The organism is Deinococcus rhizophilus (genome assembly GCF_030271215.1).
GTDB lineage: Bacteria > Deinococcota > Deinococci > Deinococcales > Deinococcaceae > Deinococcus > Deinococcus rhizophilus.
The window spans coordinates 1-11,620 of the sequence record NZ_JASNGB010000095.1 but is presented as its reverse complement, the minus strand read 5'-3'; the positions used below and the strand labels follow the sequence as shown (position 1 = coordinate 11,620).

Here is an 11,620-nt window from a genome sequence, read left to right as displayed (position 1 = left end):
CGTCGGCGCTTTCCGCGTGCCCGGCGCCCCGGATGGCGGCGGCCTCGGCCTCCCAGGCGGCGGGGTCGGTGCGGGTGGCCGCCGTGTAGGCCGGAGCGGGCGAGGGGAGGGCCCGTCCTGCCAGCGCCAGCAGCAGTTTTCCGCTCGCGGTGGCGTGGGGGGGCAATTCGAAGTCCAGTTCCCCCGCGACGGGCGGCCCATCCCGGCCCTGCACGCTGCGGGCCACGCACAGCACCCGGCCACTCTCTCCCGGTGGGGCGTCCAGCACGCACAGAAAGGCCAGCAGATGCGTTCCCCGCGCCACCCGCTCCATCGCCGCGTGCGCGGGCGCATACCAGGGCAGGCTGCCGTACAGGGCCGAACTCAGCTTCAGCAGCCGCCACCCCAGCCGGTAGCGGCCCCAGCCCACCCGCGTCAGCAGGCCGGTGGCGACCAGCGTATTCAGCCCCTCGTGAACGGTGGACGTGGGCTGCCCGACCTTCCGCGCCAGCTCGCCCAGCGTCCATTCCGTCTGGTCCGCGTCGAACAGTTCCAGCAGCCGCACGGCGCTGAGGACGGTGCTCTGGGTGCGGGACATGCGAGCAGGGTAGAGGATGTGGGCTGGAGGGTTTCCGGACTATGCGGAGAGTCGGCTTGTGGGCGGGCCGGGAGCGCGGAAGATAGGCAGACCACCCCCGCTCCGTCCCTGTCTCCCCCCAGAGGTTCTCCCATGACCCAGACCACCGACCCGTCCGCTCCCGTGATCCGTGCCCCGCGTGGGTCCCAGAAAACCGCCAAAGGCTGGATGCAGGAGGCCGCCAAGCGGATGCTGATGAACAACCTCGACCCCGAGGTGGCCGAGCACCCCGCCGAGCTGATCGTGTACGGCGGACGCGGCAAGGCGGCGCGGAACTGGCCCGCCTTCCACCGAATCGTGGAGACGCTCGACCGTCTGGAGAACGACGAGACGCTGCTGATCCAGTCGGGCAAGCCGGTTGCCGTGCTGAAAACCCACGAGTGGGCCCCCCGCGTGCTGCTCGCCAACTCCAACCTCGTGCCGTACTGGGCGACCTGGGAGGAATTCGACCGCCTCGACCGCGCCGGGCTCGCCATGTACGGCCAGATGACCGCCGGAAGCTGGATCTACATCGGCACCCAGGGGATCCTCCAGGGCACCTACGAGACCTTCGCGTCGGCGGGGCGCAAGCATTTCGGCGGCTCCCTGAAGGGCACCGTCACCGTGACCGCCGGGCTGGGCGGCATGGGCGGCGCTCAGCCGCTCGCGGTGAAGCTCGCGGGCGGCGTCAGCATCACCGTCGAGATCGACCCCACCCGCATCCAGAAACGGCTGGACACCCGCTATCTCGACGAGGTGGCCGACTCGCTGGAGGACGCCATCGCGCGGGCCGAGCGCTTCAAGGCGGCGGGGGAAGCCCGCTCCATCGGGCTGCTCGGCAACGCCGCCGACCTGATTGCCCGGCTGGTGGAGATCGGCTACACCCCCGACCTCGTGACCGACCAGACGAGCGCACACGACCCCATGTGGGGCTACATTCCGCCCGTCACCGCCGACGAGGACGCTTCCCGCCTGCGCCAGGACGAGCCCGAGGAGTACCGCCGCCGCGCCTACGAGGCGATGGCCGCGCACGTCCGCGCGATTCTGGAACTCCAGCGGCGGGGCGCGGTCGCCTTCGACTACGGCAACAACCTGCGGCAGCGGGCGCGTGAGGCGGGGGTGGAGAATGCCTTCGACTATCCCGGCTTCGTGCCCGCCTTTATCCGCGACTCGTTCTGCGAGGGACGCGGCCCCTTCCGCTGGGTGGCCCTCTCTGGTGACCCCGAGGACATCCGCGCGACCGACCGGGCCCTGCTGGAGCTGTTCCCGGAGGACGAGCGGCTGCAATCCTGGCTGACCTACGCCGCCGACCAGATCGCCTTTCAGGGCCTGCCCGCCCGCATCTGCTGGCTGGGCTACCGCGAACGCGACCGCGCCGCACTCCTCTTTAACGAGATGGTGGCCGACGGACGGCTGAAAGCGCCCATCGTGATCGGCCGCGACCACCTCGACGCCGGAAGTGTGGCCAGCCCCTACCGCGAGACGGAGGCGATGAAGGACGGCTCGGACGCCGTGTCCGACTGGCCTCTGCTGAACTTCGGGGTGGGGATCGCGTCGGGCGCGGCGTGGATGAGCTTTCACCACGGCGGCGGCGTGGGCCTGGGCTTCTCGCAGCACGCCGGGCTGGTCGCGGTCGCGGACGGGACGCCGGAAGCGGCCCTGCGCCTGAGCCGCTGCCTGACCAACGACCCCGGCATGGGCGTGATCCGCCACGCGGACGCGGGCTACGACCTTGCGCTCGACGTGGCGCGGGAGCGGGGGCTGGACCTGCCGAGCCTGGGAGTCGGGGACAGGCCGTGAGGTCAGCCCGGTTCGATCACCCCGCCGTACACGTCCTCCAGCGTGAGGCTCAGGCCCAGGCACGGCACGCCCACCTCGCCGTCCCCGGCCACCTCGCGCAGCCGCCACTCTTCTCCCGCCCGCTGGTACTCGTAGACCCGGCGCTCGGCCTGCTCGACGATCAGGTAGGTCTGGAGGGTCGGGATGCCGGTGTACATCGCGTACTTGCCCACCCGGTCGTTGGCGGCGGTGCTGGGCGAGAGGACCTCGGCCAGCAGGCAGGGGGTCGTCTCGTAAAAGTCGTGGGGCGTGCCGTGTCCGCACGCCAGCATCACGTCGGGGTAGAACATGCTGTGGCCGACGTGCAGACGCATATCGGTGTGATGGAGGCGGCAGCCCCGCCGCCTCGCGTGGGGGTGCAGCGCCGCAAAGATGTTCCCGGTGATCAGCGAGTGCGGCTGACTCACCCCCGCGTGCGCGTGCAGCGGGTACACGAAGCCGCCCACGTACTCGCGCTTGTGGGGACTGCTTTCCTCCGAGCGCAGGTACTCCTCCACGCTCATGGCCTGAAACGCGGAGTCGGTCATGGGGACATGGTATGGGGAGAGGCCGCGTGACTGCTCCTGGCCACCTTCCCTACAGCGGCATCGCCACCTTTGCCCGCGCCCCGCACGCAGCCCCGGACGGCGACTGGCGCTCGGACGTGGGCGTGCTGGGCATCCCCTTCGACATCGCGCTGGGCTTCCGCCCCGGCGCCCGCTTCGCGCCGCGTGCGCTGCGGGAGGCGTCCCTGCGGTACGTGCCCCCCTTTACCGGGCTGGACGGCACCACCCGCTTGGGGGGCGTGACCTTCACCGACGCGGGCGACGTGGTGCTGCCTTCCCTCGAACCCGAACTCGCCCGCGACCGCACCACCGACGCGGCGCGGCAGGTGCGGGAACGCTGCCGCCTGCCGGTGTTTCTGGGGGGCGACCATTCCGTCACCTTTCCGCTGCTGCGGGCTTTTGGCGACGTGCCGGAGCTGCATGTCGTCCAGCTCGACGCGCATCTGGACTTCACCGACACCCGCAACGACACCCGCTATTCCAACTCCAGCCCCTTTCGGCGGGCGGCGGAAGCCCTGCCCAACCTCGTCCACATCACGACCGTGGGCCTGCGCGGGCTGCGCTTCGATGGGGAGGCGGTGGCAGCGGCGCGGGCACGCGGCCACACGCTGATCCCGGTGGAAGAGGTGGCCGCCGACCTCGCCGGGGTGCTGGCACGGTTGCCGACCGGGAAGAACGTGTACCTCAGCGTGGACGCCGACGCCCTCGACCCCGCCGTGCTGCCGGGAACGAGTAGCCCGGAGCCGGACGGCCTGAGCTACGGGCAGGCGATGCGGCTGCTGGCGGAGACGGCCCGCCGCAACACGGTGGTGGGCCTCGACCTGGTGGAACTCGCGCCGAACCTCGATCCCTCGGGGCGCAGCGAACTGATCGGAGCGCGGCTGATCATGGAGACGCTGGCGGAGGTCTTCCGATGACGGACATGCTTTACACCGGCATTTCCCAGCTTGTCACCCCTCGCCCCGGCCCGCAGCGTGGCGCGGCCATGCGCGAGCTGACCGTGCTGGAGGACGCCGCCCTGCTCGTCTCCGGCGGACGGATTCGCTGGGTGGGCCGCCGCGCCGACGCTCCCGCATCCGCCGAAGAACGCGACCTCGGCGGGGTGGCCGTGGTGCCTGGCCTGGTGGACCCCCACACCCACGCGGTCTGGGCCGGGGACCGGCTGGCCGACTTCGAGGCGCGGGTGGAGGGGGTGCCCTACGAAACCATCCTCGCGCGGGGCGGCGGCATCCGCTCGACCATGCGGGCGACGGCGGCGGCCACGCGGGACGGGTTGGTAGCGCTGGCCCGCCCGCGCCTGCAGGCCCTGCGGGATTCGGGCGCGACGACTGTTGAAGTCAAGAGCGGCTACGGCCTGGACTTCGACGCCGAGGTCAGGATGCTGGAGGCGGTGCGGGAACTTGGGAGCGAGTTCGCGCTCCTTCCCACCCTGCTGATCCACGTCCCCCCGACCGAGGGACGCGCCGGGTACGTCCGCGCCGTCTGCGAGGAACTGATCCCCGACGTGGCCCGCGCCGGGCTGGCGGCGGCGGTGGACGTGTTCTGCGAGAGGGAGGCGTTCACGCTGGAGGAGACGCGGGCCATGCTGCAAGCCGCAAAAGCCCACGGCCTCGCCACCAAGCTGCACGCCGACCAGTTCCACACGCTGGGCGGCACCGAACTCGCCTGCGAGCTGGGGGCGCTCAGCGTGGACCATCTGGAGGCGAGCGGCCCGGCACAGGTTGCGGCGCTTGCGGCCTCGAACACCGTGGCGACCGTTCTCCCCGGCGTGACCCTGCACCTCGGGCTGCCCGCCGCGCCCGCCCGTGCGCTGGTGGACGCGGGCGCGTGCGTGGCCGTGGGAACGGACCTCAACCCCGGTTCCTCGCCCGTGTTCAGCTCGCAGCTGGCCCTCGCCCTCGCCGTGCGGCTGTGTGGATTGACCCCCGCCGAGGCGCTGAGCGCCTGCACCGTCAATGCCGCCGCCGCCCTGGGCCTGAGCGACCGGGGTGCCCTCGTTCCCGGTGCGCGGGCCGACTTTCTCGCCCTGCATTCCGCCGACTGGCGCGACCTCGCCTTCGCGTTGGGGGCAAACCCGGTGCGCGGGGTGTACGTGGGCGGGCAGCCCCTCAAGGAGACCAAGCCGTGATTCTGGACCACCATCTCGACCTGGACACCTTTCTCGCCGTGGTGCGCGGCGGCGAACCCGTCAGCCTCGCGGACGCCGCCCGCGAACGCATCCTCCGGGCGCGGGCCGTCGTCGAGCGCATCGTGGACGGCGACGAGGCCGTCTACGGCGTGAACACCGGCTTCGGCAAGTTCGCCACCGTGCGGGTGGGCCGGGACCAGCTCGCCCTCCTGCAGCACAACCTGATCGTGTCGCACGCCATCGGGGTGGGCGAACCGCTGCCCGCCGAGGTCGTGCGCGGGATGCTGCTGCTGCGGGCGCAGTCGCTCGCGCTGGGGCACTCGGGCGTGCGGACAGAGGTCGTGGAATTGCTGCTCGCGCTGCTGAACGCCCGCGCCCACCCCGTCATCCCCGCGCAGGGCAGCGTGGGCGCGTCGGGCGATCTCGCGCCGCTGGCGCATCTGGCCCTGGCGCTGATCGGGCTGGGGGAACTGGAGGTCGGGGGAGAGGTCCGCCCCGCCGGGGACGTGCTGGCCGACCTCGGGCTGGCCCCGCTGGTGCTGGAGGCCAAGGAAGGTCTGGCCCTGATCAACGGCACCCAGCTGATGGGCAGCCTGCTCGCCCTCGCCCTTCATGATGCCCGCACCCTGCTGGGCACCGCGAATCTGGCCGCCGCGATGACGGTGGAGGCGCTGTCGGGCTCGCACCGTCCGTTCTCGGCGGGCGTGGTCGGCCTGCGCCCCCACCCCGGCGCGGTGGCGGTGGCCGGGGAGCTGCGGCAATTCCTGCGGGCATCCGAGATCGCCCCCTCTCACGCCAACTGCGGCAGGGTGCAGGACGCCTACAGCCTGCGGGCGGTCCCCCAGGTCCACGGGGCTTCTCACGACGCGCTGGAGACGGCGGGGCGGATGCTGGCGGTCGAGTTCGCCTCGGTCACCGACAACCCCCTGATCTTCCCGGACACCGGCGAGGTCATCTCCGGCGGCAACTTCCACGGCCAGCCGCTCGCCCTGACCGCCGACGCCCTCAAGGTCGCGGTGGCCGAACTCGGCAGCGTCTCCGAGCGCCGCACCGAGCAACTGCTCAACCCGGCCCTCTCCGGCCTGCCCGCCTTTCTCGCGCCCCAGGGCGGCCTCAATTCCGGGTTGATGATCGCCCAGTACACGGCGGCGGCCCTCGTCAGCGAGAACAAGGTGCTCGCGCACCCCGCCAGCGTGGATTCCATCCCCACCTCGGCCAACCAGGAGGACCACGTCAGCATGGGGGCGCACGGGGCGCGGCACCTGCGGCAGATCGTGGACAACGTGGCGTCTGTGCTGGCGGTCGAGCTGCTGGCAGCGGCGCAGGCGCTCGACTTCGGCGGGCTGCGGGCGGGCGCGGGCGTGCAGGCAGCCTGGGAACGGCTACGGCAGGAGGTCATGCCGATGGAGCGCGACCGCTACTACCGCCCGGACCTGCTGCGGGTGCGCGGGCTGATCGTCAGCGGGGAGCTGCTGCGGGCCGCGCGGGAGGCCTGAAGGCTCACGCGTTCGCCGCCCCCCCGCGCCTGCACCCCGGCCAGCACCTGGGCCGCGTGGGGGCCGGGGTCCACGGGCCTGAAAGTCGGGAGCGGGGTCACCGGGGCGCGGGCTCATGTCGCCGAGCGGGGCAAGCGGGCAGGCTTCATCCCCCCTGAAGACTGTCTCCCGGCGGGGGAACACCCCGGCAGGGTATGGCAGTCTGATATGGACTCCGATGGAATCGCCGACGAAGTGCNAGCGGGGCAAGCGGGCAGGCTTCATCCCCCCTGAAGACTGTCTCCCGGCGGGGGAACACCCCGGCAGGGTATGGCAGTCTGATATGGACTCCGATGGAATCGCCGACGAAGTGCTTCCATCCGAGCGGAGGCGAGCAGGAGAAAGGGCGGGTTCCGGGAGATGGAGTTCCTTCCGGTGGTGTCCCGGAAGGAAAGGAAATGGACGGAACCCGTATGAGACTGCAGGCCCGCACACGGCCGGGCACGTCGTCCGGCCCCACGCTGGGCCACAGGAGGACCCATGAGCGACCAGAAAATGCCCGACCACCCCACCGCCGCAGAGGGCGAGCGCACCCTGACCACCCGTCAGGGCCACCCCGTCCGCAACAACCAGCAGCAGCGCACTGTGGGCACCCGTGGCCCCGCCACCCTGGAGAACTACCAGTTCCTGGAGAAGATCAGCCACTTCGACCGCGAGCGCATCCCCGAGCGGGTCGTGCACGCGCGCGGGGCCGGGGCGCACGGCTATTTCGAGGCCTACGGCAAGGTGGGCGACGAGCCCGTGAGCAAGTACACCCGCGCCAAGCTCTTTCAGGAGCCGGGCAAGCGCACCCCCGTGTTCGTGCGCTTCTCGACCGTGATCCACTCCAGCCACTCGCCGGAAACCATGCGTGACCCGCGCGGCTTCGCGGTGAAGTTCTACACGGAAGACGGCAACTGGGACCTCGTGGGGAACAACCTCAAGGTCTTTTTCATCCGCGACGCGATCAAGTTCCCGGACGTGATCCACTCGCTTAAACCCGACCCCGTGACCAACCGGCAGGACGGCGGGCGCATCTTCGACTTCATGAGCCACACGCCCGAGGCGATGCACATGCTGACGCTGCTGTTCTCGCCGCACGGCATCCCGGCGAACTACCGCCAGATGCAGGGCAGCGGCGTGAACACCTACAAGTGGGTGAACGACAAAGGGGAGGCCGTCCTGGTGAAGTACCACTGGGAACCGCTCCAGGGCATCAGGAACCTCACCCAGCCCGAGGCCGAGAAGATCCAGGGCAAGAACATCAACCACGCCACCCAGGACCTGTACGAGGCGATCGAGCGCGGCGACTTCCCGCAGTGGGAGCTGCTGGTCCAGATCATGTCGGACGACGACCACCCCGAACTCGACTTCGATCCGCTCGACGACACCAAGATCTGGCCCAGGGAGCAGTTCCCCTGGCTGCCGGTCGGCAAGATGACCCTCGACCGCAATCCCGAGAACTACTTCGCGGAGGTCGAGCAGGCCGCCTTCGGCACGGGCGTGCTGGTGGACGGGCTGGACTTCAGTGACGACAAGATGCTGGTGGGCCGGACCTTCTCGTACTCGGACACCCAGCGCTACCGGGTGGGCACCAACTACCTCCAGCTCCCCATCAACGCGCCCAGGCGGCAGGTCGCCACCAACCAGCGCGACGGGCAGATGGCCTACCGGGTGGACGTGGCACCGGGGCAAAACCCGCACGTCAACTACGAGCCCAACTCCATGAACGGCCTGCGTGAAGCGCCGCGTGACGTGGTGGAATACACCCCCTGGGTGGGGGGCCACCTCCAGCGGGCGCCCATCGAGCGCACCAACGACTTCCAGCAGGCGGGCGAGCAGTACCGCGCCTTCGAGGACTGGGAGCGCGACGACCTGATCCAGAACCTCGTGGAGAACATCTCCGCCGCTACCCCCGAGGTGCAGCAGCGCATGGTGGAGCTGTTCACGAGGTGCGACGAGGACTATGGCCGCCGCGTGGCCGAGGGGCTGGCAGAGGTGCGCCGGGGCCGCGAGGAGCGCGAGCGCGAGGCCGTGGAGCAGGCCGAGCAGAAGAGCCGCGAGGCGCAGCCGTACTGAGACCCCCTCACCCCGCTGCTCCGCAGCGCCCCTCTCCCACCGGGGGAGAGGGGTTTTTCTATGCTCTGGGCATGAACTGGCGGGCCGTGCTGGAAGACACCTACCGGGAGGCGCTCGCGGCGGTGGCCCCGGCGCGGCTGCTCGCGCTCCATCTGGACGGGCCGCGCCCCGATCTGGTGGTCGCGTTCGGCAAGGCAGCGTTGCCGATGCTGCGGGCGGCGCTGGAGGCCCACCCCGGCGTGCCTGGCCTGGCGGTGCCGCCCCGCGACTCGGCCGACCTGACCGCTCCACCCGGCTCAGCGGTCTATCCGGCCTCCCACCCCGTTCCCGATGAGGACAGCGTGCGGGCGGCGGAGGCGGTGCTGGCCCGCGTCTCGGCGCTGCCTGCCGGAAGCCGTCTGCTGGTCCTGGTGTCGGGCGGCGGCAGCGCCCTGCTCTCGGCTCCCTGGGGGGTCACGCTGGCGCAGAAGCAGGCGCTGACCCGTGAGCTGCTGGCGGCCGGGGCCGAGATCACCGACATCAACACGGTCCGCAAGCACCTGTCGCGCGTCAAGGGCGGACGGCTGGCGGCAGCGACCCGGGCCGAGGTGCGGGCGCTGCTGATCTCCGACGTGATCGGGGACGATCCCTCCGTGATCGCCTCGGGGCCGACCGTGCCCGACCCCACGACCTTCGCGGACGCGCTGGCGGTGCTGGACCAGTTCGGGATCGCTGCGCCCGAGGCCCGTGCCCATCTGGAGGCGGGAGCGCGGGGCGAGTTCCCCGAGACCCCCAAACCCGGCAAGCTGCCCCACGCCCACACCGGGGTGGTCGGCTCCGGGCGGGTGCTGCTGGAGGCGGCACGAAGGGTGCTGGAACGGCGCGGGATCGCCGCCCAGATCCTCTCCGCGACCCAGGACGGCGACGTGCGCGACCTCGCGGCCTGGCATGTCGCGGAGGTCAGGCGGCGGCGCCCCGGCCTGACCGCCCCGCTCGTGCTGCTCTCCGGCGGCGAGGCGACCGTCACCCTGCGCGGGGGCGGGGTGGGCGGGCGCAACCAGGAGTTCGCGCTGTGGCTGCTGCGTGGGCTGGGGGGCGAGGGACTGCACGCCCTCTCCGCCGGGTCCGACGGGATAGACGGCAACAGCGCGGCGGCCGGAGCGTTTCTGACTCCCGATTCGCTCGCGCGGGCGCGTCGGCTGGGCCTCGACCCGGACGCCTTTCTCGCCCGCAACGATTCGGGCACCTTCTTCGCCCACCTGGGAGACGCCCTGATGACGGGGCCCACCGGCCACAACCTGGGCGACCTGCGGTTGCTGGCGCTCCTGCCCACCGTCTGATACGGCTTCCGGATGAACAGTGAGGCAATAACGGTGAATCCCGACCGAAGGAAGCAGGAACAGGGATGACGGAGGGCTCCAGGCTTCATCCGCGCCCACTGGGCGGGGCGTCCTGGCAGGTGCGGGGGCGGCCTCCGGAGTGCGGCCGCGCTGTGAGGGCGCAGTGACGGCGCAGTGACGGCGCAGTGACAATGGGCGTTCTAGGCTGGGCGGGCATGCCCCCCACCCCTGTTGCAGAGGAATTCGCGCGGCTGGAGGCCCTGGCCCCCTACGCCGTGCTGGACGAGCTGCCCGCCGAGGCTTTCGGCCGTCTGGCGACCCTGGCCGCACAGTTTTTCCGGGCCCCCGTCGCCCTGATCAACTTTGTCGCGGAGGACAGCACCCGGTGTCAGGCGTGCGTGGGGATTGACCTGCGGGTGCTGGACCGCCAGGTGTCGTTTTGCAGCTATACCGTGCTGCAGCCCGGCGTGCTGGCGGTTCCGGACCTGCGGCTCGACCCCCGTTTCGTGGACAACCCGCTCGTGACGGCGCCGGGAGGCTACCGCTTTTACGCCGGGGCGCCCCTCACCACGCCGTCGGGCTACAACATCGGGACCCTGTGCGTGCTGGACACCGTGCCGCGCGAGGGCGTCAGCGCGGTCGAGCGTGAGGCCCTGCGCAATCTCGCGGCGCTCGCGCTCGACGAGCTGGAGCTGCGGCGGGTGGCCACCGAACTGGAACGCGAGGCCCGGGCCCGCGACCTCCTGATGCAGCAACTGCGCCGCATGAACCGCCACAGCGAGACCCTGCAGGCCATCTTCGAACTGGCCGACCTCGACCTGCTGCCGGACGAACTGGCCGAGCACGCGGTGGCCCTCGTCGCGGACGTGACCGACCTCGACTGGGCCGGGCTGATCACCACCCAGGGCGGCACGGCGCAGGCCCGGACCCTCTGGCAGTCAGCGGGGCTGGGGGCCGGGCTGGGGGCGAGGCTGGCGCGGCCCGTTCCTCGCGCCGCAGGCACGGACAGCGGGGCGGTGGTCTTTCTGGACAGCGCAGCCAGCCTCGCCCAGTTCTGCCCGGACCTCGTGGAGGCCGGGGTCTGTGTGGCCGCGCAGGTGCCGCTGGGAAGCTCCGGCGATCAGGCGCTGCACCTGGTTGCCCTGCGGACCCGCCCGCAGGTCTGGACGGCCACCGACCGCGCCCTGCTGGAGACGGTGAGGCGCTGCGTGGCGGGAGGTGTGCGCCGCCGCGCCCTGCTGCACGCCGCGCAGCGGGAGGCGACCTTTGACGCCCTGACCGGGTTGCCGGGCCGCCGCGCCTTCGAGCGCGATCTCGACGCGCGGCTGGCCGGGGGAGAGGCGTTCACGCTGGTGCGCTGCGCCTTCACCGAGTTCGCGGCCCTGAACGGCGCCCTCGGTCACCTGGAGGGGGACGCCCTGCTGGTGCGCTGCGCCGCCGCGCTGGGAGCCGGCCTGAGAGACGGGGACCGGGCGTACCGCCTCGACGGCGTGCAGTTCGCCCTGCTGCTGTCGGCCCCCCTGGAAGGCGAGCGGGACACCGCCGAGCGGCAGGCCCGCGAGGCCCCCGCCCGCGCCCTGAGCGCCGCCAGGGACGCCGGA

General features: G+C 71.6%; 9 protein-coding genes. 7 read left to right on the top strand and 2 right to left on the bottom strand.

From position 1 onward, the window contains the following. Positions 1–577: helix-turn-helix domain-containing protein (locus QOL99_RS10700; RefSeq protein WP_285523729.1), on the bottom strand; the 577-nt coding region annotated here is incomplete at its 3' end. A 132-nt stretch (positions 578–709) separates the two neighbouring features. On the opposite strand from QOL99_RS10700, the gene hutU reads away from it, so the two are divergent. Beyond that, positions 710–2,395, top strand: a complete 1,686-nt coding sequence (gene hutU / locus QOL99_RS10695; protein ID WP_285523728.1) for a urocanate hydratase — start codon at positions 710–712, stop codon at positions 2,393–2,395. 2 nt (positions 2,396–2,397) lie between these two features. On the opposite strand, the gene QOL99_RS10690 is transcribed toward hutU, so the two are convergent. Next, entirely contained in the window at positions 2,398–2,961 is a 564-nt protein-coding gene (locus QOL99_RS10690) for a Uma2 family endonuclease (RefSeq protein ID WP_285523726.1), read from the bottom strand. A gap of 26 nt (positions 2,962–2,987) precedes the next feature. Here QOL99_RS10690 and QOL99_RS10685 point away from each other — a divergent pair, with 26 nt between their 5' ends. From QOL99_RS10685 to QOL99_RS10660, 6 genes are all read left to right on the top strand, one after another. Then, positions 2,988–3,896, top strand: a complete 909-nt coding sequence (locus QOL99_RS10685) for an arginase family protein (RefSeq protein WP_285523725.1) — start codon at positions 2,988–2,990, stop codon at positions 3,894–3,896. After that, positions 3,893–5,107: an imidazolonepropionase gene (hutI, locus tag QOL99_RS10680; RefSeq protein ID WP_285523723.1), complete on the top strand. Its 1,215-nt coding sequence runs from the start codon at positions 3,893–3,895 to the stop codon at positions 5,105–5,107. Before QOL99_RS10685 ends, hutI begins: the two co-directional genes overlap by 4 nt. Next, on the top strand, positions 5,104–6,603 hold the full coding sequence (gene hutH, locus QOL99_RS10675) for a histidine ammonia-lyase (RefSeq protein ID WP_285523722.1): 1,500 nt from the start codon (positions 5,104–5,106) through the stop codon (positions 6,601–6,603). Before hutI ends, hutH begins: the two co-directional genes overlap by 4 nt. A gap of 519 nt (positions 6,604–7,122) precedes the next feature. Further along, on the top strand, positions 7,123–8,700 hold the full coding sequence (locus QOL99_RS10670; RefSeq protein ID WP_285523721.1) for a catalase: 1,578 nt from the start codon (positions 7,123–7,125) through the stop codon (positions 8,698–8,700). Between the two features lie 71 nt (positions 8,701–8,771). Continuing rightward, on the top strand, positions 8,772–10,019 hold the full coding sequence (locus QOL99_RS10665) for a glycerate kinase type-2 family protein (RefSeq protein ID WP_285523719.1): 1,248 nt from the start codon (positions 8,772–8,774) through the stop codon (positions 10,017–10,019). A 215-nt stretch (positions 10,020–10,234) separates the two neighbouring features. After that, on the top strand, positions 10,235–11,620 hold a 1,386-nt coding region (locus QOL99_RS10660; protein ID WP_285523717.1), incomplete at its 3' end, for a diguanylate cyclase domain-containing protein.

Excerpts from the sequence above, each read along its gene's own strand:
- hutU (WP_285523728.1), top strand. The coding sequence starts at position 710 with ATGACCCAGACCACCGACCCGTCCGCTCCCGTGATCCGTGCCCCGCGT.
- QOL99_RS10690 (WP_285523726.1), bottom strand. The coding sequence starts at position 2,961 with ATGACCGACTCCGCGTTTCAGGCCATGAGCGTGGAGGAGTACCTGCGC.
- hutI (WP_285523723.1), top strand. The coding sequence starts at position 3,893 with ATGACGGACATGCTTTACACCGGCATTTCCCAGCTTGTCACCCCTCGC.
- QOL99_RS10670 (WP_285523721.1), top strand. The coding sequence starts at position 7,123 with ATGAGCGACCAGAAAATGCCCGACCACCCCACCGCCGCAGAGGGCGAG.
- QOL99_RS10665 (WP_285523719.1), top strand. The coding sequence starts at position 8,772 with ATGAACTGGCGGGCCGTGCTGGAAGACACCTACCGGGAGGCGCTCGCG.